We start from the raw sequence: 24,868 nt of genomic DNA, 5'->3' as shown, positions 1-24,868 counted from the left end.
TACAACTCGATTAGACATGCCCTCAACATCACCCAGCACTAAAACCACCCGGTCTATTAAGGGAAGATAATCAAAGGCATTGCTAAACTCTCTTTCGAGCTGACTTCCATCCGCTTCCTGGGACCAATCCACTATCGCCCTTAGATGATGCCCGTCCTCCTGAAATCGGGGCAAGACGTTGTTAACATCGATCCTTTTCTTATCCTGTCTTCGAAGTCTGGAGATAGCCGCATTTACAGCCAGGCGATAAATCTCCTGGATGAGCTTTGTTTCATCCTCAAATCTTCTAACCCTCTCCCGGATTCTGGTGAATACCTTTTCCACAATCTCTTCGGCGGCGGCTCTCTCTCCAAACAAAGTTAGGGCGAGCCAATATACTTTGTTGGCATAACGGTCGAAAATCTCTTCAAAGTCAAGCGTATAGGGTCTGTCTTTGGACATCTCAGCCGAATCTATCCTTCGTAAAATCTTTCCCAATTGGTTTTTAGAAAGTGGGTAATCGGCTAGAGAGTAAGGAAGAAAGGATAACGCTAATTCAGTCTCCTCTAAGATATCCATGCAGGCCTTGCATCCATTTCTAAGGTGCTCTTCAACTTTTTTCAGTTCTTCCCCTTTCAGAGCACCAAGGGCGTGGAGCGTGACCAGTTCTTCAAAATCGTCTTTGTGTTCCATCTATTTCAGCATATCCTTGCAAGGAGCGATGAGATTTCTTAGCTTAATAAAATCCAGATAGACTGTCTTTCTGTCCGTTCCGACCGGCCTATCCGGTTGTTCATAATTTTGATTATATCCGCAGGCTCCCAGGCACAACATCTCTGTCGAAACCTCTCCTCATCCTGGAAAATTGGCCAGGGCTTTTTGAATTATCCCTTTTCTCAGTCCTGTTTCGTCCTGTATACGAATAAAGTTTGATTTTGGATTTATTTTTTATCTCGACTCACTGCTGTCCAAAATAATTCGAAACTAGAGGTTCATACTAATAAAACAAGGCCTTTAGATAGATAAAAATGTCTTTTTAAAGTCAGGTCACCCTCTTTTATGTTTGCTATGCAAGCGTCATTCTAATACTATTTGTTGAAATAGCTTTTTAACCCTACTCACCCTTAGTCGTAGTCTATCCTGAGAAAAGCCGAAGGACTCAGGGTGAAGGGCATGGTATTGTTGCGAGTTTCAGATCTGCCTTCATGGTGAGCCCTTCGCTGAACTCAGGATAAACTCCGTCGAACCATGAGCCTTTCGACTGCGCTCAAAGCCTGTCCTGAGCTGGTCCCCGATTTAATCGGAGAAGGAATAAACTCAGTCGAACCATAGACCCTTCGTCAGGACCAGTACAGGCTTCCCCAGCAAGTGGGAAGAGATAATTGTTTCTATACCATCATTTTGAGACACCCACTTTTAGTGACAACCAATCTCTTATTCTGGACAAGTTTGAACTCGACTAAATCATCACTAAACAGAATACTCAGGGCACAAAGTGAAACTAACCCCACATGATCACCTGAGTAATTCCTCAGCTTAATTGCTTCATGTAAGGAGCGATTTGCTTCCTGAGTTTGGCTACGCCCAAAGATATACGCGTCTTGATCGTCCCGACAGGTTGGTTCAACTTCTCGGCAATCTCGTAGTGGGTGTACCCTTCAAAATAAACCATCTCTATTGCGACCCTTTGCTCATCCGGTAAACTATCGAGCGCCTTCTGGATTATGGTCTTTCTTTCGTCTTTTTGCTCTATTATAGTAGCAAGGTCGGATTTGTGGTTTATTTTTTCCTCGTTGATCTCGGTGTTAAATTTCCTGAATCCGAGGGTTCTAAGCCTGTCTATGGCCCGGCTCCTGGCTATGTTTATGATCCAGGTTGACTCGGCCCCCCGGTTAGAATCGTATAGAGAGGCTTTATCCCATATCTGAAAAAATACCTCCTGGACGATCTCCTCGGCCTCCCCCCTGTCCGCTACTATTCTCATTGCCAGGTTGAACACTACCTGCGAGAACCGGTTGTATAACTCATTGAATGCAGATTTGTCCTTCAAAGCGACCTTGGGAATCAATCCCATAACCGGGGTTCGTATATCCTCCACGTAAGTCATCACCCCTCTCTCCTCGGCTGTACTTAAATTGTCCATTTTTCCCCTCCTCATCTGCATTTTATTCATCCTTTTAATCACTTTTTTGGTCGCTGCTCACCAGGTTATGTAAAAGCGCATCGATGAAGAGCGAACAGTTGATAATTTTTATCCGGCTGTCCTTTATCCTTTGCAGCATACCGACGCCGTTTTCATCCACGAATGTCACGCCGGAAAAGTCGAGCACTATGGACTTGTGTTCCTCGTCCCGGTAGTGGAGGCATAATCTTTCTAAATCCGCCACCCAGGCATCGACTATTTTTCCGTCAAGCCTCAGGGTAACTGCTTTTTCGTCTCCCGATGTCTCCGTGATTTTGACCATCCTTCTATTCCTTCCCGCAGTTGTTTTTACTTGAATATAAGTGCAATGGATGTGCCAAGAGGAAAAAGCCATAGAGAAGTCAACTTAACTGGCCGTGATCACTCCTCTTTTTGTAGGCACTTCCCCTCCTCTTAGGAAAGTGCTCAAAAATCTCCGGGACGATATATCGTGATCGTTACGAAATATCGTAACGAGAAGCAACTGCAGCGCGCCCAAATGACATCCATATACATCTCTCATGCATTTTCACGGCAAAATTGGTAAAACTTTGTGGGAGTAGGCTAAATTGAGGGACTTACGACTTGTTGTTTGTGAAAGCGAGAATCCATTGTAGGAACACGCCACGGCGTGTTCCTACGTAATAAATACATATTTCCCGGTTAATAATAAACCGAGGTATGGATATAGATATTAAGCTGAGAACCCGATAAATAGCATCCCTATCCTGTTGGGTAAGGGATGAAGTTAGAGCTCCGGGAAAATCATAATTAATTGTGGTAGAACCACAGGAAACTACCTGGGGGATTCAACACCGTGGGAAACTAGCTGACCCCCTTTTGTGCTTGTTTTTTGGATCATATAATTCTCGGCGCATTCGAAGTACTATTCAAACCTGTTCTTGCTTGGAACTATTTTATATTATGTTCTGGAGGGAGAGACCAAATATAGCTCTCCCTCAATTTTAAGCTCTAACCCTTAGAGCCTACTCTACATATAAAACCCAGCCACCTGGATTTTCCTGAGCCGTACCCGTAATCTTCACATTCGTTCTGTGTGGATTTGTCTCTATTGCCTTTATACCCTGATCCAAACCTTGTAGTGTGTAAACCTTGCCATCCTTGCTCACCAAAAGGTGATGATGTGGTGGAAGTTCATTACAAGGCCCGGTTGCGATCACTGGGTTAACCGTCCCCTTCTGATAATCCGGGATCAAGCAAACTATGTTACCTTCCACCGTCACTTTCTTTCCTTCTTCCTGTCCTGCAAAAACGGAACCAGCTAATGAAACGGTGAGCCAGACTAGCAGCGCTGGGAAGAGGATAAAAAAGGTTTTTCCCTTCATCTTGTTCACCTCCTTTTTTGATTTCAGTTTCTGCTAGAGGGCAAAGAGTGGGCCAAATATGGAAGGGCATTCCATAAATGCATGTAACACCTTGTCTGATAACATTTTTGGGGTCTTTACATGCCGCAAATTTCTCTAAACAATTCTATGATATGACCTATTAACCGTTAACTTTGTTTACTGTGCTGTAAACAAAGTTTACCGGTACGCATATATCCACTTTTCCAATATTCAAATCTAAAAACCGGAAATTCATTATTTTGAAGGAGGTTGCCGTACTTTTCCCTCTGCTTCTTGTATCTGGCACGGACTATGCACTCTCTTCTGTACAGGAAAAAGCAGGATATGGAGCGATAAGAAATGAAAACCTTTTTGGCGGTCACAGCATTGACAATTACCCTGATGTCAACGTCGTCTGTTTTTGTACATATCTCTTATAACTTGACGGCTGTACCGTCTTCAGCCGAAAGCCTTAACTCCTACCTGGTAAAAAGGGAAAGGGAGTTTCTAGATAACCTCAGACTTGACAGACAGGAGGGTTTCAGCAACTGGGGAACGAGTTTTGTAGCGAATGAAAATGTTGTTGCTTTTGACCTGCGTTTGAAGAGACATTGCGACGCTATCTGTCCCATTGCTATGGCCATAAACCGAGGAGGGGTGAAGGCGGTTGGCATGCTTATGGAAAAGAATTAACTATTTTCATAAAAGGAGATGCACGAAAAGCGTGCTCCGAGAATACTAAAGTATGGTTCGGCAACTATTCGGTACTTTTGACGGAGGATACCATGGCACAGGTTGACTGGTACATAGAAGGCATCGAGTTCAGCAATTGCAACTGCGACTACGCCTGTCCTTGCCAATTCGAGTCACCCCGTCCCACGTACGGAGACTGCCGGGGCTTCGCGGCTGTTCTCATCGACAAGGGCCACTTTGGAGACTTGGCGCTCGATGGCCTCGGTGCAGCCCTCCTCTACGCCTGGCCGGGACCGATCTACGAGGGCAACGGCGAGTGTCAGGCCATCATCGATGAGCGAGCGGACAGCCAGCAACGAGGCGCTCTTGCTACAGTCCTGTACGGTGGCGAGACCAACGAAGGGGCAACCCACTGGTGGGTCTATCGGATGATGTCGAGTACCGTCCATCCCCCTCTTTTCAAACGCATCGAGTTCGAGGTGAACATCGAGAGGAGAAGAGCGCGTATCGTGATCCCGGGCGTACTCGAATCCACGGCCCGTCCGATCCGAAGTGCTGCGACGGGGGCTGAGCATCGCGTTCGCATCGACCTCCCGAATGGGATCGAGTTCGAGGTCGCGGAGATCGGCAGTGGCACCACGAAGACGACGGCTTCAATCGCCCTCGACCTCACGGACACCTACTGTCATTTCACGGTTCTTCGCCAGTCGGGCAAGGGGGTGGTCCGCTCACGATAGGGACCATCATTTCCAACGTTGCGAGTTGTCCGGCTAAACCGAGAATACGAGTGGGTCGGAGACCGCCGAACAAGGCGTCGCAGCCGACTGCCTCCAGCGTCCGATACTGCATCGCTCCCGCTTCCGGCAGCGGCTGAGCGCTAACCATATCCATTATCCAAGCATATGGATATGGTTATGTAATATGTTATTTGCTATAATGGAGCTAAGTAGAACAGGGCTTGAATATTTTGGGGCCGGCTTATGAGGCCAGCTCTCAGTAAAGAAGTTGAGGAAGGGATGGAAGTAGATAGGGTATCTGTAAAAAACAAACTAGGCCGTATGCATATTTTTTCTCAGCTTCCTGCTGAGGATTTGGATAAATTGTTCGAAAAATCAACACTGCAACAGTTTCTAACAGGCACCGTAGTATGCCGGGAGGGAGAGTACGGTGATACTTGTTACGCTATCCTGGAGGGAAGTGTAGAAATAAGCATAAGTACAGCGGGATATAAAAATCTAACACTGGCTCTCCTGGGGGAAGGGAACATATTTGGAGAGATGGCCGCTCTTTCCGGTTATCCCCGGAGTGCTACTGTGACTGCTAAAGAGGACCTCCACCTGCTGGAGATACCAGCCAAAGAGCTAAAGGATTTAATGAAGCACTCCTCTCGCTTCAGGGAGACCATCGAAGGTTTTTACTTTGAGCGAGCGGTCAGGACCTATCTCCGAAAGGTGCCGTTTTTTGCCAACTTAGATGATGCCATGCTGGAGAAATTGGAGAAGGGGGTAAGTTTCAAGTCTTACAACCAAGGAGACGTTATTTTCAGAGAAGGGGATGTCGGCGACTCTTTATATGTTATTCGTACCGGCTTCGTCAAAATTACGAAAAAGCAAAAGGAGAAAGAGCAGATTATGGCTTATATTTCTCAGGGCAACTACTTCGGTGAGATGGCACTTCTTGGAGATGGGAGGCGCACCGCCACCGTATCTGCTTTCACCAAGATAGAAGCGCTTCAGGTCTTAAAAGAGGATTTTGACAGACTGATCGAGGCAAATCCAAAGCTTGCCGATGAGATAAAAGACATTATAACGGAGCGAAAGCTCAAGGCCCTTAAGCTCCAGAAAGACCCGGCTAAAGCAGAGAAACTAGAAGCACTGGTGGAAAAGGGAATAATTCAAGCAGAGAGTCTTCTGATAATAGACCTCAAAACCTGTATCCACTGTAACAATTGTGTAGATGCATGCGAGGATCGACACGGCTATCCACGTTTAGACCGACGGGGCACCCGTATTGCCGACATATCCGTCCCCGTTGCTTGCCGTTTATGCCACGACCCGGTGTGTCTTATCTGTAACTTCGACGCCATAAAACGCGCACCCACCGGTGAGATTTACATAATCGACGATAAATGCGTAGGTTGCGCCGGATGCGCTATAAGGTGTCCATATAATGTCATTCAAATGGTTCCTGCCAAGCACGAGCCTAAGTCTGACATACTAGGAGTCCTGCTGGGGAGAAGAAAAGAGGTTAGCGAAGAGAAATGGACTAAGGCTGATAGGCTTAAGCCCAAGCATCTCGCTATTAAATGCGATAATTGCATGGGATACCCGGACACGGCCTGCACGAATAACTGTCCCACAAATGCCATACGATGGGTAAACCCAATGGTGTATTTTGGGGATACCGAAGATGTGATTCCCAAGAAGGAGAAGCATCTATGATGAGTATCTCTCAGACTCATAAGAAATGGGTTTTATTCACCGTGGCTGCCGGGTTTATCTTCTGGGCGGTTTATCGCTGGGGACCTAACCTTCCAACACCGGGAATTGAAAACGGCATCGTCTATTTCCTGGGCATACTGGCCGTTCTTCTTATCCTTTTCGTGATGACCTACTCAGTTCGTAAACGCCTGGCCCGGGGTATGCCGGGGAGGTTGGACAGTTGGCTTTTAGCACACATATATCTGGGACTCTTGGCTCTTTTCATAATAGCCCTCCACGCCGAGTTTCGTTTTGGCTTGGACTACAGCACGTTCGGTGTGATCTTCCTCGTCCTGGTGATCGTTACCGGTATAGTGGGTAGATATTTTTATACCCGAGTTCCCGCATCCATAGCCACCGAACAGGAAAAGGTGCTCTCCCGGCTCGACGAAGTTACCAAATCTATAAATGATTTATTGAACAATAAATCGAGGCCATTCCAAAAGATAATAGGCTCTGAGCTTAACACCCCTGCCCCGCTAGCCCCGGACGCAGAATACTGGTGGGAACTCCGGGCAAAGGGGGAGATTCTTCCGGAAGAAGAGAAGGAGGATTTTGAAAAGGCGGTTGCCCTTCTCGAAGAGAGGGCGGAGCTAGAGACACAATCGATAAGCCAGCTCAAATATAAGCCCCTATTTCGTGGCTGGCTGGCCGCCCATCTTCTCGTGACTGCGGGACTCATGGTAATGGTTACTCTGCACGTTCTCGACGACAGCTTTAGAGTATTCCCTCCTACTGCTTCTGATTTCGGGAGCCCCCAGGAATGCAGACAATGCCATCAGAGACAGTACGATGAGTGGATTGGCTCGATGCACGCATACGGGCAGGTGAGCCCGGTTGCTTTTGTCCTAAATTTAAAGGTTCAGGAGGACAGTAAGGGAAAGGTGGGAGTCTTCTGTTTTAAATGTCACGCACCCGTAAGCATCGCCATAGGCGAAGACGCTCTGATGCCAAACGAGAAAAGGGCTCCGATCGGGGTTCTGGGTGTCCAGTGCGACTCCTGCCACACTATAGCAAAAGACCATGGGCTCGTGAGCGGGGACTTCCCTCTAGAGCCAGGCAGGACGAAATACGGGCCTTTTGGCACAGGAACTAACGGTGACTCAAAGCCAGCAGGCAACTACTTTCATAAGAGCGTCAACTCCGATTATCTTAAGACATCCGAGTTTTGCGGCTCTTGTCATGACGTGGTTACTCCCAAGGGACTCCGGGTTGAGGAAACCTTCGCCGAGTGGAAGAACAGCGTGTACGCAGAAAAAGGTATAACCTGTCAAGAGTGTCACATGAGGTCGATTCCCGGTAAACCGGGTCAGAAAAAAGTGATGGGTCCTGCTGCCATTATGGCCGGTGTGGATTTGCCGGAGAGACCAATCTCAAACCACTCTATGATTGGAGTGGACTATCACCTTGTGGACTTTTTCCCTTACGCTGACAACCGCGATGAAACCGCCAGGATTCAGAGGGAATACATACAGGAGGTCTACGAACTGCATAAAGATAGCGCCAAGATGGAGGTCGAGGCTCCCAAATCGGTTGCTCCCGGCTCTCAGTTTCAGGTGGCGGTGCATGTAACAAACGTCGGAGCGGGACACCATCTTCCCTCCGGATTCACCGTTGAGCGTCAGTTATGGATTGAGGTTATTGCAAAGGATGCAGAGGATGGACTGCTATTTGTCTCGGGTGACCTGGACGGAAACCTTGATTTGCGTAACCGTTGCAGTCAGGAGGTGAAATTGGATGCAGCTCCCTTGGATAAATATTTGGTTAACTTTCAATCGGAGATGATTAGGGTGAATCCAGACGGGACGGAGGACGACGTATTCTTGACGAGCCAGGCAAACAAATTCGTAAAACATGGAATACCACCTCTCGAGACCAGAACTGGAATCTACCCGATTTCCGTTCCCCCCGACGTCAAGGGACCAATCAAATTGGATGTGCGACTTAGATTTAGGAACCTCTCGCCTTTGATATTTGACCGATTAGGGCTTGATGAAAAACTTAAAAAACGATTGAAGATCATAGATATGGCAACCGAATCTAAGCTAATTGAGGTAAAGGCGAATGGCTTGGCCAGCGGTGACCGGCAAATTGATTTATCTCCGGCTACCGGTGTGGAGAAAATAGTCGGTTCTTCTGCTTCTTCCGAGCAGAAGATAGTAGGATTGGTAATGTCAATGGATAAGGAAAACGGGAGCGTTAGTATTTACGATGCTCAGAGGGAAAAGCGCGTAATAAAAATCGACCCTAAGCTCCTAGAGGGAATTTCAATATGCAACAAGGTTGAGATTGAGGTAGAAAACGGAGTGGCTAAGTCAATTAAAAAGCTATGATTCACGATACATGATCTATGCATGCATGATTCATGATTCATGATTCATGATTCATGATCCATGATCCATGATACTTAACTCATCTTGCATCGTGTATCCGGCATCATACATCGTAATCCAATTTATTTAGGAACCTTAATCTCCAGTGAATATCCATTAGGGTCTACACTTAGTTCATTCCCAACCAGGTTTATAAAGTGCATGGTGATCTTATCCATCTCCATATTCCGAGAATACCTGATCGGGATTAGAAATGGAGAACTGCCCCGAGGTGGAATTGGATTAACAAAGGGCAAAATCTGGTCTTCCTCAATCACCTCCCCGGATGGATCGTAAATCTTAAATTTTATGGAGACGCGCTTTAGTTCCGTATCGGTGTTGTTTACTATCTCTCCTTTAATCTGAAAGTGCTCCTCGGAAACCTTTGATACATCCAGACTCTTAAGCCGAATTACATAATCTTCTCCGGATGCCGGAATAATCAAGAGAAATGACAGGATTAGTAAGTAGAAGAAATTACCTGGAACTCGTTTTCTTAATTCCTGCGTATTCATAAACTATTTGTGACTATTTAGCCACAAAGACACGAAGACACCAAGATTAGAGAATAATTCTTTTAACTGCATTAAGACTTTAAAACCCATATTTCTCCTTCGTGCCTTTGTGCCTTAGTGGCTGAATACCTACTCATAAACTATTTAGAAAGCTTAGCACAGCACAAAAACTGTTCTTTTTCACTAGAGCCGATAGGACCTGTTTTAGAAATGTTGCAATCGGGCATCATGCTCACGAACATTCCACTTGACGTAAGAAATACCATAGGACTTTGAACCGATGGTACTTTTATTAATCCCTCCTGACACGCCTTTACGATTTGTTCAGCTAGGCAAATATCCAGATTTCGAGAAAGACAATACATGGATACATCCTTGAAGTTGGCTGCTCTGGTGGGATTAACTTTCTCAATACAGATATTGGAATTAGGCACCTTCATCGTGCCCTCGGGACACTCTCTGCTTTTGGACTGTACTACGTCTATCGCTAACACAAATATAAAGCAGTATAGAAGGGTAAGAGTTATCCTCTCGATTTCTTCCATTTTATTTATATACTCAGCGATGAATGTTTCCGCAATATAGCACAAGCCCCCTCTAGTGTCAAAACTACAGCATAGATAGAGGAAAAACTCACCTGGTTAGATTGTATCCCAAATCTCTAAATAAAGATGGTAATGGCGATCAATGATAACCAGAATATAGCCGTATATTTCAAATACTGACTCGCTTTATCGATAGCTTGTAGCTTTTCTTTCCCTATCTGGGAGATGATAATTACCGCCTTAATTAATTCATTGTCGAAACTATCTATTTGGTTGACTAAATCCCTAAAGTGGTCAGCTCCGTGTTTCTCTACTATCTGGCAAATATCAAGACACCAAAATACATTTTTGGTCTCAAAACTGTGCTCCAAAACCTTTTTCCTGGGCTTTACCGTCTTAAACATATAAGAAAAGGTCAACAAAGCAGAGCCAAGAAAACCGAGTATAAGGATTATTAACACTGCCCCCATTATTAACTCCGAGACGCCCTCTCCTTTCTCAAAAACTCTAATTACAGTTCCTTTCAATGGAGTTACTAGCGGTAGAAACATAAAGGCTAAGATAGTAATAATTCCTGCTGCTTTAGCATCACAAAGACGAATCAGATTCTCCGTATCCTTATAACTTTCTAAAAGGAAATTAATCTTTTCATTCGGCACGTGATTTCTTAACTCATCTAAGTCGGGTACAAAACTTTAGCACTATACTATCAAACGAAGCACCCCGTGTAAAGCTATGAAAAGAGTCTATGTATCACCCCATTTAATACACTTGACAAAGGAAACACAAAAAGTGTAGCATAACGAGAAATTTTGGACTTACTTGCCTTATAAAGACCAATATTCGATTAGAAGGAGGCCATTATGGAGGAGATTTTAAACAAGATTTTATCGGAGTTAGGTTCCCTTAAGGAACAGTTAAAAAATATAAGTTCTACTGCGAATAGTAATTCTGAGCTCATAAAGCGGAATAGGGAACTTCTCGAGCGAAATTATAAACAACCTGTCCAGAATGAGAAACAAATTAAGCAAAATAGAGAGTTACTTAACCGAAACAAAAAACAAATAGACGAAAACGGAAAGCTTCTCAAACAGGTTTTAACCCGAGTCCAGCGAATCGAGGCTAAAGTAGCGGCAAGTGGTCGTAAGAAATAAACCGACCTTGTCGGTAAAAGAATAACTAAAACAAAATTCAGACCGCCCCTTGGTTAGACCTGTAACCGTTTTATTTACCCCCACTTCCATGTCTTAGAACTTAGATAAGGGGATACTTCGTAATAGCCAGACTCAGCGACGATATTACCTCTTTTTCAATTCTCTCCGAATCACCCGGATATAAAGGAGTACTCTCATCCAAAGGTTATGAGATCACATATATAGGTGACTCAGAAGTTTTACGCTCACTCTAAGAATTTCCCTGCTTTTCGAGCAGTGCTGATCCTATCAGACCCGGAGTACCTTGGCGGCCAGGGCAGTACCAAGAACCCGGGCGCGAATCTTTTCAAAAGCCGTCTCTCTAGAGGTGGAAGTATCGTCGCCGAACGGGGCAAAACCGCAGTCGTCAGTCGTTCCCAGTTGGTTAAGCGGAATATACTCGGCGGCTTCAAGAGTCCGGTCCCTTACTTCCTCTGGTGTTTCTATCCTGGGATTTATCGGGTCAATTACTCCGATGAAAATCCTTTGATCGGGTTTTACGTGCTCTTTAATTATCCTGAGAACCTTGGGACGGTCACTCTCGCTAGCCAATTGAATGTAAAAATTCCCAGCCTTGAGTTCAAACAAATCCGGTAAAAGTCCAGCGTAGTCCACATCTGCGCTGTGAGTCGAGTCCCGGTCTCCACCGGGGCAGGTATGAACTCCGATTTTCTTTCGCTCCTCTGCCGAAAAACGATCGAGCACCCGGTTGTTAAGGTCTATAAAACTTTTAAGAAGCTTCCCGGTTGGGTCCAGCTTGACGGCGAGCCTTCCCTCCGTGAAATCGATTTGAACTTTATAAGCACCTTTCTGTAGACAGTGGCGAATGTCGGCCTCGTTCTCGCGAAGTAGGTCTTCGATAAAAGATTGTCTGGAATAGCCCTCGATGTCAGTTTGCGGGTATAGAAGGCTCAATGCCGATGCTGAGATGACCGCTTGTTTTACCGGAATATGAGCATACTTCTTTGCTACCTCCAAATATGTGTAAGCATAAGTCTTATAGTAGAAGGGGCCTCCCGTCAACCTGGGCAATCGGCGCACATGACCGTCAGCAAAGTGAATTGCAACACCGTCAGGGGCGATGTTCTTGAGCCCATGGATTGGGTAAGTTGCAAAGCTTGGCTTGCTCTGTTCTCCATCGGTAATAACTGGTGATCCTGTCGCCTCAAAGAGCCTGAAGGTGTCGAGGATTGCTGAGTGATATAGTGAATCCAGCTCATTTTGTGAGATGCGACCGGCATCGAACGCCTTTATACCCTCGATAAGCTCCTGCGGTCTGGGAATACTGCCAATAGGCTCAGTAGGTATCAACATGCTAACCTCCCCAATAAAATTGAAGTTAATTGATATTCTACTTTACCAAACCCTTAGAGTGCAACCCTAGGTAAGACGGCGAGATAGATTGTGGTCACACTTCCCCTCCGGCTGGAGCAGGGAAGGCGTACCCGTCATACAGGAACACGCCGAGTCGTGTTCCTACGGTGAATTCCGCTCCGCGTATTATAAGTAGGTATAAGCTTCGTAAGTGACAATCCATCAGTTCCGCAACTAATTTTTCACCCTAGTTTTTTCAGAATGTGACGAGTACAATGAAACAATAATCCATAGATTAGACTGCTATTTTTATTGTTAATTCTAATCTAGGGAGACATTTGCGGAGATTAGATATGCCCATCTATATGGATCGCCACTACAACATTGAAGGCGCAACTCGACATGCGATTGCCCTTGCCCACGAAAAGGACCTCAAGATTCAAGAAAAATATGGGGTTCAGTTCCTTACCTACTGGTTTGACGAGAAACGTGGCACCACCTTCTGCCTTGTCGACGCCCCAAACAAGGAGCGTATCCGAAAAGCCCACGATGAGGCACATGGAGATATCCCTCACGAGATAATCGAAGTTGACCCCACGGTCGTAGAAGCCTTCCTGGGCAGGGTAAAAGACCCCGCGCCCAAGGAGACCGCGGGAACGAGTAGCAGTGCAGCCGTCGACTCAGCATTTCGCGCTATCATGTTTACAGACCTGAAAGACTCGACAGCAATGACCACACAACTGGGGGACGCCAAAGCTATACATTTACTCCATATTCACAACTCCCTTATACGCACTGCCTTGCGAGACTATGACGGGCGTGAAGTAAAGCACACAGGCGATGGCATCATGGCCTCTTTTACCTCAATCCCGCAGGCTATCGAGTGTACCATCGCTATTCAGAAGGCTTTCGCAAATTACAATAAGCAAAATAAAGAAACACCCATGCACCTGAGAATCGGCCTGAGTGCCGGTGAGCCCGTCGAAGAGGATAACGACTTATTTGGATCGACCGTTCAACTGGCATCTCGAATCTGTAATTACGCCGATCCCGGCCAGATCCTGGCCGCAGAGGTCATCTTCAATCAATATCCGGGCGAGAAATCATTATTCACGGATCTAGGAAGAATCGCACTAAAGGGTTTTGACTATCCCGTGCAGGTGTATGAGGTAAGATGGCAGGGATGATAGAATGTGCCTAACTGCATTACCGCGGTTGTATTGTAAGTGAACCAACCAGGTGCGGCACCCGACACCTGGTTTGAGGATGCCTTGAATTTGCTGAGGGTTCATTAAGATGACTAGACAAACCGAGAACGACCCACTCGCTGAGGAGATGTGGCGAACCTATATGACTACTGGGGAGTGCCCAAAATTCGTCCGGTCTCCGTGGTTTGAGTCGAGGTTCCTTCGTCCCATCGCTAAATTGCTCCCCACCGACCCGCGATGTGGAATATGCTATTATCCGTTTGGCGGAATAGGAGGGACGTTGGTCCGGACCCTCATAGGGCTCGAAGCCTCCAGAATGAATCCTTATTTGTGCAATGTGTGTGAAAGGGCTGCCAGTAAGTATCGGGGAGGTGCAGAGATCGAGCAGTCCATGCTATTTGCGGATGTTCGCGGGTCAACCGGGCTGGCCGAAAGTATGAGCCCGGCTGAATTCAGCCATCTGATTGACCGCTTTTACAAGGCTACGACCAAGGTACTGTTCAGGAGGAATGCCCTGCTGGAGAAGTTGATAGGCGACGAGGTAACCGCTTTCTTTGTGCCGGGTATAGCCGGAGCTTCGCACGCTCGGGTGGCATTAGAGGCCGGAGAGGAAATACTTCGAGTAACGGGCCATGGGAACCCGGGGGGGCCATGGATACCGGTAGGAGTGGGTATTCATACCGGTGTGGCCTTCGTCGGCGCCGTGAGCACGGAGGGCGGTGTAGCAGATATAGCCGTCTTGGGAGACACTGCAAATGTGGCAGCACGGCTTGCATCCGAGGCCCGGGCAGGAGAAGTTATGTTGAGTGATGCCACAAGAGCCGCTGCTGGGCTTAAAACCAATGATATGACAGCGTATCATCTGGAGCTCAAAGGCCGAAAGGAACCGGTAGACGTTTGGGTAAAGAAATTAGGCTAATGACAGAGCACCCCAAATTTGTGCAGTAGGCTGAACTTGTTCCAAATAAGAGGTTGCTTCACCGCAAAAAGAAAGGATAAATTCCACGACCACAATCCCATTTCTAAAAACTAATGTCATCAGGACATACACGGGTTACTTGAACGGATATGATTTGGACAGTAGTTGCTGTAGGCCGATTTTAAACTGGCAGGAACCGGCAGGGTGAATATGGCTCGAATTCATTAAAGCCCATCCGGATGTATAGAGACCAAATAGTTAATCCCCATTCCGCCTAAACCAGTTTGCAAAGGCCAATTTCTTGATTCGGGTTAGTTTGAAAGCTATATTGTACGGGAGTCAGTCTTCACAATTCAGAGTTAAATCATGAACGATGAGGAAGGGAATAAGAAAGCGGCAGTTGAATCGGAGTTGCTGAGACACCTAGCCGAAGGAACAGCTTCGTCTACCGGCCCCGATTTTTTTCGCTCACTGGTCCACCACCTTGCATCTGCCCTAGGTGTACGCTATGCATTTGTTACGCAGTGTACGGATAAAACCCTAACCAGAGTCCGTACCCTCGCTTTTTGGGCGGGTCAAGATTTTGGAGATAACTTCGAGTATGCCCTGGCCGGCACCCCTTGTGAAAATGTCATTGCCGGGAACGTGTGTTATTACCCTAATGATTTACAGTCATTATTCCCAAGAGACCTGGGTCTGGCCGAGTGGCAGGCCGAGAGCTTTTTAGGGATCCCGATTAGGGATTCCTGGCAAAATGTCCTGGGGCATCTGGCCGCTCTCGATGATAAACCTTTGCCGGACAAACCGACCGGAATGTCCATACTCCAGATCTTTGCTGCCAGAGCCGGGGCCGAACTGGAGAGAAAACGGGCGGAGGATGCACTCAGGGAAAGCTACGCACAGTTGGCTAAGAAAAATCGTTACGAGACCATCATCAGCAAGGTAACTCGCGCCGTCCACCAATCAATCAACCTACAGGACGTTTTTGAAAATGCCGTCGAGGTCTTGAGTAAGAATATAGACCGGGCTGACGGCGTTACCATTTACCTCGTCGAAGAACAGGAAGTAGTCTTGAAGGCGCATAGGGGCTACCCAAACCAATATATTGAAGGGTTGAGAAGAATCCCCTACCCAAAAGGTTTCAGGTGGAAGGTTATTACAGAGGGAAAGCCCAGGTACTCCCCGGATGCAGACATAGATACTTTTATCGACCCTGCAACCAGAGAAATGGGGGTAAAGAGTTATTTATGTATGCCCATTCGCTACGAGGGGAAAACATGGGGAACCATAACTATACTCTCCCTTCAAAGAAACGCCTTCGACGAAGAAGAGTTGAATTTGCTCGAAATCGTGGCGCACCAAATCGAGACTGCGATCAATAATGCACAGCAGGCGGAGGCTTTGCGGAAAGCCCTGCGCGAATTGGAACAGCTTAAAAACCAACTGCACGCAGAAAAAACTTATTTACAGGAAGAAATCAAGACAGAATACAACTTTGAAGAAATAATAGGGCATAGCGAATCAATCAAGACGGTGTTACGAAAGGTTGAGCAGGTGGCCCATACCGATACCACTATACTAATAAGCGGGGAAACCGGAACCGGAAAAGAACTCCTGGCCCGGGCCATACATAACCTGAGCCCGCGGAAGGACCGGCCACTGGTCAAAGTCAACTGTGGGGCAATAGCCACGGGTTTATTTGAGAGTGAACTCTTTGGCCACGAAAAGGGTGCCTTTACCGGGGCAGTGCAGCAAAGAATCGGCAGATTCGAGCTGGCAGACAAGGGAACATTATTCCTGGACGAGGTCAGCGAACTGCCATTGGACACGCAAGTAAAACTCCTACGGGTGCTTCAAGAAGGAGAGTTTGAGCGCGTGGGGAGCAGTAAACCCATTAAAGTAAACGTACGCGTCATCGCCGCCACAAACAGGAATCTTAACGACGCCGTTAAAAACGGGTTGTTCCGGTCAGACCTTTACTATAGATTAAACGTTTTCCCGATTGAGGTCCCGGCGCTCCATGAACGAAAGTCAGATATCCCGCTTCTGGTTAACTTCTTCCTCACCAAATTCGCCCGTAAACACGGCAAGGAGATTAGGGGAGTTTCAAAGAATACCATGGACAGGCTGGCGAGCTATCCCTGGCCCGGAAACATCCGGGAGCTACAAAACGTCATAGAGCGGGCCGTGGTCGTTTCGGAAGGCCCGGAGATAGAGATAGACGAATCCCTCTTAAGACTAAATGTCGGTTCAAAAAGCCAAGCTTCCGATACCTTGGAAGACGTCGAGCGTACTCACATTCTGTATATTCTGGAAAAAACAAAATGGATAATCGACGGCAAGCAGGGCGCCGCCTCCTTACTGGGCATGAATCCCAATACCCTTCGCTCCAGGATGCAGAAACTGGGAATAAGAAGGCCGGGGGTTAGGAATTAGGGGTTAGGAATTGGGAATTGGGTGAAAACGTGGAAAGCTACAAGGAATTGAAGGTTTGGCAAGAGGGAGTAAAACTGGTAGAAGGAATTTACGAATTAACTCGAAGCTTTCCCCCAAAAGAGCAATACTCTTTAACCTCTCAGATTCAAAGGGCGGCGGTATCAATACCAACTAATATAGCCGAGGGCTGGGGAAGAGGGAAAACAGGGGAATACGTTCAGTTTCTGAGGATCGCCAGAGGGTCTTTAATGGAGTTGGAAACCCAACTAATAATCTCCCATAGATTGAATTACATCGATCAGAATACATTAAGCCAACTTGAAGAAAACATCGAGAGAATTGGTAAAATGATAAACGCGCTTATAAAGAACTTAGGAACCAGAGGTTGAGCTAATTACTAATTCCAAACTCCTAATTCCCAATTCCCAATAACTTCGATGAAAAACAGGAAACCTCATCCAACACTGTCTGAGCCGCCTTCAGTCAAGCTGGGCATTAAAGATGAGCATGTCCCTCTTCATGCCCACGTCGCCTACTTCTGGGAAACCGACAAAGAGTTCGCCGATGCTGTTGGCTTCTTAGAAGCGGGGTTACTCGGCACCGATCACTGCGTAATCTTTGGCCACGATGAAGCCAACCAAGCTGTATTTAAGATCTTGCGAAAACGAGGCTTCGATGTCGAAGCCTTGCAGGCCAAGCGACGGTTGACCGTGTTGCGCGGGAATTCATCCGGTGATGCGATCCTGCAAACAATTGCTGCCACCTTTGAACAAGCAATAGCTGGCGGCACTCCTCTCGTCCGACTCCTCGGGAACATCGGGTGGTTCAAGCACAACTGGCCTGACCAGGAGGACCTGCTCGCTTTTGAGGCCAAAGTCACCGATGCCACAAAACAGTTCCCTTGCGTCGTCGTGTGCATGTACGACATGCGCGGGTTGCCCGGCCACATCGTGCATCATGGCGGTTTCGAGACACACCCCTTGATTATTCGCGAGGACTCGGTTCATAAGAACCCGTACTACGTCTCAACCGACATGTTTCTCGAGCACCTCGAGGCAGTCGCCGCTGACATCGCCGAGCGCCAGCGGACGGAAGAAACGCTCAGGAAAACAGCCCACGAACTTCGGTTTCTCAATGACTTGATAGAGCAAACAAATCAGCCCGTAGCCGTAAGCAACCTGGATGGACGATTAATCAGGTTCAATCACGCCTATGAACAGCTAACCGGTTACAGCTCTAAAGAATTACACCTTATGACCTACCAGGAAATTACTCCAGAACCATGGCATGAATTCGAAGCAGGGCAAATCACCAGCTTAATGACGGAGGGAATTCCAGTTCGGTACGAGAAAGAATACATCCGGAAAGATGGAACACTGGTACCGGTGGAGCTAATAGCCGATATCTACCGTAATGCGGCTGGAGAACCGGAATACCTCTATGCTTTCGTGACCGATATTACCGAACGAAAGAAAGCGGAGGAATCACTTAAAAAAAGTGAAGAGCGCTTCCGGACTCTTTTTGAGTCTGCCCCGATTGGAATCTCTATCAACGATGCCAATGGGAAATTCGTCCAGGTCAACAAATCATTCCAGGAAATGCTTGGATACAACGAAGATGAACTAAAAGAAATAAGCTTTAGGGAAGTGACCCTTACAGAAGACCTTCCTGAAAGCAAAAGAGTATTCGGTGAACTGGTCCAAGGAAAACGCAAGGAGTTTAGAATCGAGAAGCGTTACCGTAGAAAAAATGGTTCGCTTATGTGGGCAAACACGAATTGCTCGTCGGTACGCGACGTTAACGGAAATTTCATCTATACGTTTGCCATGGTCGAGGATATTACCGAGCGTAAGCGGGCAGAGGAAGCACTACGGGGAGCGCTCTCGGAAGTCGAACAGCTTAAGAACCGGCTACAGGCGGAGAACATTTATCTGCAAGAAGAAATCAAATCCGAATACAATTTTGAAGAGATCATAGGACAAAGCGAATCGCTCCACAAGGCGCTTCGCAGTGTGGAGAAGGTAGCTTCAACCGATGCCAGCGTTTTAATCTATGGCGAGACAGGAACAGGAAAGGAGCTGATAGCGAGAGCAATTCACAACTTGAGCCCGCGTAAAGACCGTCCTCTTGTCAAGGTAAACTGCGGGGCAATCTCTGCTGGACTGGTAGAGAGCGAGCTATTCGGGCATGAAAAGGGCGCTTTTACCGGCGCATTGCAGAGAAGAATCGGAAGGTTCGAGCTGGCTAACGGGGGAACAATCTTCTTGGATGAGGTCGGAGAGTTGCCCCTGGATACGCAAGTGAAACTCCTGCGCGTCCTTCAGGAGGGAGAATTTGAACGGGTGGGCAGCAGTAAGCCAATCAAGGCAGACGTGAGGGTTATCGCTGCTACTAACCGGGACCTTTCCGATGCCGTAAAGTCCGGGGCCTTTCGGTCAGACCTCTTCTATCGTCTGAACGTCTTCCCCCTGGAGGTTCCGCCGCTAAGGGAAAGGAAAGCGGACATCCCGCTCCTGGTGAATTTCTTCGTCACTAAATTTGCTAAGAGGTTAGGCAAGCAGGTTGAGGGAATCTCCAAAGAAACAATGAATAAGCTCGTTAACTATCCCTGGCCCGGAAACATCAGGGAGTTGCAGAACATAATCGAGCGGGCGGCCGTCGTCTCGGCTGGCCCGACCATCCAGATTGATGAATCCGTATTGGGGTTGAACCCGGTCCCTGAAACCGGGGTCAAAGAAACACTGGAAGAGGTCGAACGTACGCACATAATTCGGGCGCTGGAGCAGACCAACTGGGTGATACACGGAAAGCAGGGCGCCGCTACCATCCTGGGAATTAATCCAAATACCCTGAGGTCTAGGATGCAGAAGCTGGGGATAAAGAGGCCAAAGTAATTTTTAGATTGCTACATCCGAGACATTATAGTGTTGTACGGCTGTTCGATTGAAGGTATTCGAGATGCTTTAGAGCAATGGTGTTTTGAACTTTACGGCCTTACCCGGTTTCTCAGCAACGTTCCACTGAACGGTAATGCGGCGTACTGCTTTACGGAGATGCTTTACTTCGTTCCGAGTTATTCGTGCTCGACCTCCCTTCACCTGAAACAAGACGATAGTGAGTAGATCAGGGTCCTTCGTATCTCGCTTCACGGCAATAAGATCGACGACACCCTCGTATTCGTATCCTTTCTTGCTATCAAGATCCATATACCTATACCCGCCCTTAGCAAGAAAATACTTCGTGAAGGTTTTGGCATTCTTTCCGGTGCGGTGAGCCTTTCTAGATGCTTCTCGCCATTTCTTCGTAAACGCGGCCTTCTGTCCCACCGTCATCTTGTCCTTGTTCAATTTCATCAGTCTGCTCCTGCTTGAGCCCATACTGGCGACGTTCGCCAAACTACTTATTATCCTGCAAAAATGTAGTACAGTATCATACTGCAAACTGTTGCTTTATCGGGTTATGATCATAAAGCACAAAAAATCTAAATTCAAATCAATATGACGAATTGCCTTACCATCTCGTAGGGGCGTATGGCCATACGCCCTGTATAGAGAGACTAAATTCATATTTGAAGGGGTTAAATTATGGATTCCCGCTTATGCGGGAATGACAGTCGTATTCATGGTCATGCCGGAATGTTCCCGGGCTTAGAGGGCCTTTGTGTAGAGACGACCCGCCGGGTCGTCTCTACAAATAGTTATGCCTGGGTTCTGCCAATGATCATTTAGTTAGTGGACACTTGACACAGACCGCCGTTGGTAGTTTGACATGCCTGTCCTGACGAAGATGGACTTTTTTATTCTAGTTTCTGTAAAAAGGTTGAGAAAGTTTGATGATACCACTTCAAAGTGGTATGCTGAATATAGGAGGTTCTGAAAATGGCTCGTAAGCTGACCGACAGAACGTTAGAAAAAGGCAAGATTACGCTTTCCATTCCTCAGGGGCGAAAAACCCTCATCCGCAGGGTGAAATTGATAGCCGAAGCCGAGGGAAAGAGCGTTTCGGAGAAAGTTTGGGAACTGGTCAATAGTGGACTGGAGAGAAAAGGGAGTCATGTAAGAGAAATGGCGCATGGCAAGGAAAAGCTAATCTCCACAAATCTGGGTCGAGTTAAAATAACTGATAGAGAAGAACTTTATGACCAGGTATTGGCTGATAGACTCTAACGTTTTAGTCGCCGCCTTTAACAAAGGGGAAGTGCAGCATTCAAATTCTAAGGCTCTGTTAGAATTAGCTGCTTCCGGGAAGTTACACGCCTGTGTTGCACAGCAAAACATCCTCGAGTTTATGGCTACTGTGACCAATGTTAAGCGGGTCGAAAAACCGGCCTCCATGGAACTAGCTCAGGAAGCAATTAATCAATACACGATGTTTTTAAAGGTTATCGCGCCAAAGGATGAAACGATATGGGATTTTCTATCTCTGCTCAAAGATTTTGCCGCTATCAGAGAAAGAATTTTTGACGTCTATTTGGCGGCGACCGCTCTCGGCAACGGTGTTTTCCAAATATGTACGTGGAACATCAAACACTTAGAAAAAATCTCTCACCTTAAGGTTAGAACGCCGAAACAGATACTAAACTCAGTATAATGCTTTCTTTAGTCATACCGAATGCTCCCGGCTTAGAGCGCTCTCTGGCGTGGAAGAAATCCGACGGGTCGTCTCTATGAATAGTTATGCTAATCGAAATAGAACATTCACCGATTTTCCCAGAATGTCATTGCGATGCGGTTCCCTGACCTCCTCCCTCTTGACCCTCGACGAATTCATCGGGGGTACACCAGATCCCAGCGGTTTTAATTCCTTGACGCTCTTACAGTGGATGCAAGTCCGCTCATCCTGAGTCTAATCGAAGGATGCGCTTTAGCAAGAGGAGCTCACCCTTCGACGCAGCTCAGGGTGAGCGGGATTGATTATGACTTAGCGTGTAAGACATTCCCGCATTGCATTTCAGGCTCAGGGTAGTCTCGGCTAAGGACGAAGGGTCTTGACTCCGTTAAATAGTAACTGGGTCTCTTTTCTTGCTTCTTTCTGCACGTAGGGAACGCACATGTGTGTTCCCTACGTTCTATTCCTTGGCCACGTTCACAAAGACCTTTATCGCCTCTTTCTCCTCGGTTAGAAGCCTCATCATCTCCTTATAGTTCTCAAGACCGTCGACCGGATGGGTGAGAAACTTGGAAAGCCAGCCCGGGAACTGGGCCTCGGCGCGGGCATGGTCATAAATCCCTGCCTCGAAGTAATCGCGGTTAGCATTAACCGTCCCGACTACAACTTTATTTCCCAAGACAAACCCCAGGTTAATTGCATCAGCCGGAATCTCCAACTTGCGGTCTCCTCCGGTCACGCTTGATAGAATTAGCACACCGTTCTTGCCCAAGCTTTCCATCGCCTCAAACACGATCGGAGAAAACCCCGTTGCCTCGAATATGATATCAAACGGGCCGTACTTGGAAGCCGCATCTTTTAGGGAAATCTCTGCCGTAGAAAGATATCGCACGCCTATTTCAGAAAGGAGGTCGGAATTTTTGTATGGAGCTGAACGCCGGCCGAATGCGGTTACTTCAAGACCGCGCATCTTGAGGGACATCGAAGCCAGGAGTCCTATAGTTCCTGCGCCTAGCACCGCCGCTCGTTTCAGCCTCCAGATTTTTAGCCTTCGCTGAGCTTCGTATGCCTGGATGATACCTTTCTCGATTACAGTTGTCGGCTCAAGCAGCACCCCGATTTGACGAAGACCAACCGGGTATTTCACTATGTATTCAGGCTCGTCGACAAAATACTCGGTGAGGTATCCGTGGCGAAGATTGATGCCTCGCTCGTAGTATGTATCATCGGTGGTCATGTCGTACTGACCGATCTGGTCGTAAAAGCTCTTGCCTGGACGGCGAACCGTAGGAACAACATAGTCGCCGGGCTCAAGCTCCGTTACGTTCTCTCCCACCTCCACCACTCGCCCGAAGCATTCATGACCGGTAACCAGAAAATCGTATCCGGGAGGGGCCTGACCGTATTCAGCGGCGTTAATCTCCTTGTCCGTTCCATCCACACCCACCCGGAGCACTTTAACCAGCACGCCGCGCCCGTTGGGTACATCATCCACCGATGGTTTTGGTAACTCGGCCAGATGAATACTTCCTGCCTTCCCCGGAAAAACCGCAATTGCCTTCATAGTAAACCTCCTATTAGGAGTTCGATATAACTCAGCAGTGGCAAAAATTTAATGTAACGGTTAACACCCTAACCCTCCCCCTCGAAGGAGGAGGGATGGGAGGGGAAATTAGATTCTAACTGATTCCGCCGCAATGATATTTTCGACATCGAACTCACATATTTTTAAGTCAGCCTTAACCACTTTTCCATCCACACTTTTGTCTTCTCAGCGAGCTCTTTGCTGGATGTGTAAGAAATGTTCTTGTCGTCAATATAGATTCCCCAGTAAGTGATGGTAGTAATGAGTCCATCTCTTGCATATACAGGAGAGGGAGTACTGCAGTCATGGCTTCTATCTATGGTAAAAGGGGCTATCGTTATGGTCATTTCAAACCCTCCTTAACCTTGTATTTATGAAGACGCATGGCAATGCGTCTCTGCCTTACTTTCTCCATTCATAGAAATAATCTGACAACTTATCTCTTAAAAATAGCCTTGCCCGCCGGATTCTAGACTTGACTGCGGGAAGAGAGATTCCCAATACCTTTGCCACTTCCTCATTAGTTAAACCCTCGACGTCTCTTAATAGGAAGACTACCCTATTATACTCTGGAAGCTCACTTATCGCATTCTCGATGATTTCCATTCTCTCCATACTCATGAAGAGCCATATCAGATTCATAACTCCAATCCTTATTTCGTATTCCGTTAAGCCTTCCCGACTGGTCATAAGAAACGTAATCCGGGAGATTCATTTCGCTTTCATTCTTTTTCCTCTCAGCCCTTAGATACATATAACTAGTGTTTACCACTACTCTATATAACCAGGTAGAGAATTTTGACTCCTCGCCGAACGTGTCCAGCTTTTTTATCAAGGTTACAAAGACCTCCTGCAGGACCTCTTCGGCGTCACTAGGATTATTGATGATTCTGAGCGCAGTACGGTAAATCGTATCCGTGTATCTATTGACGATCTCGTTAAACGCCTCCTCGTCATCATCTTCCGTAAACCTTCTAATCAACTCCTTATCGGTTAAAGCCTTATAATTGGGCATCAACACATCCACAGTGTATTCTCTTGGCATAGAATCAATCATAAGGGCTTCTTCGATATCGTCCAGGTGAAATATCTTTGCTGTCTCCTTCGCCACTGTGCCGACCTGTTCCATTATCGCTCTCCTTAAATCCTTAATCACTAAGCAGTTCGAGCTAATATACGTTTGGGGGTTAATTTTGGATTTATATGTAACACTAAACTCGTCTGAAAGAAGAGATTGATTGTCACATTTGGTCTTATGGTAATCAAAGGGCTCCAATGACGGATAAAAAGAAGCAGCCCCTCTTTAATTCCCCCTTAGTAAGGGGGGACACAAGGGGAGGGTTATGACATTGCGTGTCATTTGCGAGGAGTACTTCGGCAGACTCAGAGCCTGCCCTGAGCCCTTCGATTCCCTCAGGACAGGCTTGCCCAAGGGATAAATTAAACGACGAAGCAATCCCTTGAAAAAAAGATATTAGTGTTAGAAAGATCCA

The 24,868-nt window shown here is 46.9% G+C and carries 25 protein-coding genes; 12 read left to right on the top strand and 13 right to left on the bottom strand.

What is annotated here, in order from left to right; all coding sequences use genetic code 11:
- The 4 genes from VNN20_00260 to VNN20_00245 form a co-directional block, all read right to left on the bottom strand.
- Positions 1–672: sigma factor (locus VNN20_00260; GenBank protein HWP90621.1), on the bottom strand; the 672-nt coding region annotated here is incomplete at its 3' end.
- A gap of 838 nt (positions 673–1,510) precedes the next feature.
- The gene (locus VNN20_00255; GenBank protein ID HWP90620.1) at positions 1,511–2,122 is read right to left on the bottom strand and encodes a sigma-70 family RNA polymerase sigma factor; all 612 of its coding nucleotides are present in this window, start codon (positions 2,120–2,122) and stop codon (positions 1,511–1,513) included.
- Positions 2,123–2,156: 34 nt separating this feature from the next.
- On the bottom strand, positions 2,157–2,444 hold the full coding sequence (locus VNN20_00250; GenBank protein ID HWP90619.1) for an STAS domain-containing protein: 288 nt from the start codon (positions 2,442–2,444) through the stop codon (positions 2,157–2,159).
- Positions 2,445–3,147: 703 nt separating this feature from the next.
- Positions 3,148–3,507, bottom strand: coding sequence for a hypothetical protein (locus VNN20_00245; GenBank protein HWP90618.1), 360 nt, complete (start codon positions 3,505–3,507; stop codon positions 3,148–3,150).
- 360 nt (positions 3,508–3,867) lie between these two features.
- On the opposite strand from VNN20_00245, the gene VNN20_00240 reads away from it, so the two are divergent.
- From VNN20_00240 to VNN20_00225, 4 genes are all read left to right on the top strand, one after another.
- Complete coding sequence (locus tag VNN20_00240; GenBank protein ID HWP90617.1) at positions 3,868–4,200, top strand: hypothetical protein; 333 nt, start codon at positions 3,868–3,870, stop codon at positions 4,198–4,200.
- Between the two features lie 92 nt (positions 4,201–4,292).
- Entirely contained in the window at positions 4,293–4,937 is a 645-nt protein-coding gene (locus VNN20_00235; GenBank protein ID HWP90616.1) for a DUF1326 domain-containing protein, read from the top strand.
- 243 nt (positions 4,938–5,180) lie between these two features.
- Positions 5,181–6,641 carry a cyclic nucleotide-binding domain-containing protein gene (locus VNN20_00230; GenBank protein ID HWP90615.1) on the top strand — a complete coding sequence of 487 codons (1,461 nt, stop codon included), beginning with the start codon at positions 5,181–5,183 and terminating at the stop codon, positions 6,639–6,641.
- Positions 6,638–9,013 (top strand): multiheme c-type cytochrome, encoded by a 2,376-nt coding sequence (locus tag VNN20_00225; GenBank protein HWP90614.1) that lies wholly within the window; start codon positions 6,638–6,640, stop codon positions 9,011–9,013. The genes VNN20_00230 and VNN20_00225 overlap by 4 nt, the downstream gene beginning before the upstream one ends.
- A gap of 122 nt (positions 9,014–9,135) precedes the next feature.
- Here the strand turns inward: VNN20_00225 and VNN20_00220 are convergent, their stop codons facing one another.
- The 3 genes from VNN20_00220 to VNN20_00210 form a co-directional block, all read right to left on the bottom strand.
- Entirely contained in the window at positions 9,136–9,567 is a 432-nt protein-coding gene (locus VNN20_00220) for an FxLYD domain-containing protein (protein HWP90613.1), read from the bottom strand.
- 140 nt (positions 9,568–9,707) lie between these two features.
- Positions 9,708–10,157, bottom strand: a complete 450-nt coding sequence (locus VNN20_00215) for a hypothetical protein (protein ID HWP90612.1) — start codon at positions 10,155–10,157, stop codon at positions 9,708–9,710.
- A gap of 71 nt (positions 10,158–10,228) precedes the next feature.
- Positions 10,229–10,771: a hypothetical protein gene (locus VNN20_00210; protein ID HWP90611.1), complete on the bottom strand. Its 543-nt coding sequence runs from the start codon at positions 10,769–10,771 to the stop codon at positions 10,229–10,231.
- Between the two features lie 204 nt (positions 10,772–10,975).
- Between VNN20_00210 and VNN20_00205 the strand changes: the two genes are divergently transcribed.
- Positions 10,976–11,266: a hypothetical protein gene (locus VNN20_00205; protein HWP90610.1), complete on the top strand. Its 291-nt coding sequence runs from the start codon at positions 10,976–10,978 to the stop codon at positions 11,264–11,266.
- Positions 11,267–11,554: 288 nt separating this feature from the next.
- On the opposite strand, the gene VNN20_00200 is transcribed toward VNN20_00205, so the two are convergent.
- On the bottom strand, positions 11,555–12,619 hold the full coding sequence (locus VNN20_00200) for a cobalamin-independent methionine synthase II family protein (GenBank protein ID HWP90609.1): 1,065 nt from the start codon (positions 12,617–12,619) through the stop codon (positions 11,555–11,557).
- Between the two features lie 353 nt (positions 12,620–12,972).
- Between VNN20_00200 and VNN20_00195 the strand changes: the two genes are divergently transcribed.
- From VNN20_00195 to VNN20_00175, 5 genes are all read left to right on the top strand, one after another.
- On the top strand, positions 12,973–13,806 hold the full coding sequence (locus VNN20_00195) for a nickel-binding protein (protein ID HWP90608.1): 834 nt from the start codon (positions 12,973–12,975) through the stop codon (positions 13,804–13,806).
- 109 nt (positions 13,807–13,915) lie between these two features.
- Entirely contained in the window at positions 13,916–14,746 is an 831-nt protein-coding gene (locus VNN20_00190) for an adenylate/guanylate cyclase domain-containing protein (protein HWP90607.1), read from the top strand.
- Between the two features lie 366 nt (positions 14,747–15,112).
- A complete protein-coding gene (locus VNN20_00185) occupies positions 15,113–17,182 on the top strand; it encodes a sigma 54-interacting transcriptional regulator (protein ID HWP90606.1) in 2,070 nt (689 codons plus the stop codon).
- A gap of 17 nt (positions 17,183–17,199) precedes the next feature.
- Positions 17,200–17,571 carry a four helix bundle protein gene (locus VNN20_00180; GenBank protein ID HWP90605.1) on the top strand — a complete coding sequence of 124 codons (372 nt, stop codon included), beginning with the start codon at positions 17,200–17,202 and terminating at the stop codon, positions 17,569–17,571.
- Between the two features lie 48 nt (positions 17,572–17,619).
- Complete coding sequence (locus VNN20_00175; protein ID HWP90604.1) at positions 17,620–20,076, top strand: sigma 54-interacting transcriptional regulator; 2,457 nt, start codon at positions 17,620–17,622, stop codon at positions 20,074–20,076.
- A 69-nt stretch (positions 20,077–20,145) separates the two neighbouring features.
- Here VNN20_00175 and VNN20_00170 read toward each other — a convergent pair whose 3' ends face one another.
- On the bottom strand, positions 20,146–20,535 hold the full coding sequence (locus VNN20_00170) for a hypothetical protein (protein HWP90603.1): 390 nt from the start codon (positions 20,533–20,535) through the stop codon (positions 20,146–20,148).
- Positions 20,536–21,060: 525 nt separating this feature from the next.
- Here VNN20_00170 and VNN20_00165 point away from each other — a divergent pair.
- Both VNN20_00165 and VNN20_00160 read left to right on the top strand, forming a co-directional pair.
- Positions 21,061–21,348, top strand: a complete 288-nt coding sequence (locus VNN20_00165) for a hypothetical protein (GenBank protein ID HWP90602.1) — start codon at positions 21,061–21,063, stop codon at positions 21,346–21,348.
- Entirely contained in the window at positions 21,320–21,772 is a 453-nt protein-coding gene (locus VNN20_00160; protein ID HWP90601.1) for a PIN domain-containing protein, read from the top strand. Before VNN20_00165 ends, VNN20_00160 begins: the two co-directional genes overlap by 29 nt.
- A gap of 478 nt (positions 21,773–22,250) precedes the next feature.
- Here VNN20_00160 and VNN20_00155 read toward each other — a convergent pair whose 3' ends face one another.
- The 4 genes from VNN20_00155 to VNN20_00140 form a co-directional block, all read right to left on the bottom strand.
- Positions 22,251–23,354 (bottom strand): glucose 1-dehydrogenase, encoded by a 1,104-nt coding sequence (locus tag VNN20_00155; GenBank protein ID HWP90600.1) that lies wholly within the window; start codon positions 23,352–23,354, stop codon positions 22,251–22,253.
- Positions 23,355–23,518: 164 nt separating this feature from the next.
- The gene (locus VNN20_00150) at positions 23,519–23,722 is read right to left on the bottom strand and encodes a hypothetical protein (protein HWP90599.1); all 204 of its coding nucleotides are present in this window, start codon (positions 23,720–23,722) and stop codon (positions 23,519–23,521) included.
- Between the two features lie 55 nt (positions 23,723–23,777).
- Complete coding sequence (locus tag VNN20_00145; GenBank protein HWP90598.1) at positions 23,778–23,981, bottom strand: sigma-70 family RNA polymerase sigma factor; 204 nt, start codon at positions 23,979–23,981, stop codon at positions 23,778–23,780.
- A complete protein-coding gene (locus VNN20_00140; protein HWP90597.1) occupies positions 23,953–24,504 on the bottom strand; it encodes a sigma-70 family RNA polymerase sigma factor in 552 nt (183 codons plus the stop codon). Before VNN20_00140 ends, VNN20_00145 begins: the two co-directional genes overlap by 29 nt.
- Positions 24,505–24,868: the final 364 nt, after the last annotated feature.

The organism is Thermodesulfobacteriota bacterium (assembly GCA_035559815.1).
Classification (GTDB): Bacteria; Desulfobacterota_D; UBA1144; order Nemesobacterales; family CSP1-2; genus DATMAT01.
This window is presented reverse-complemented; position numbering and strand designations above follow the sequence as displayed.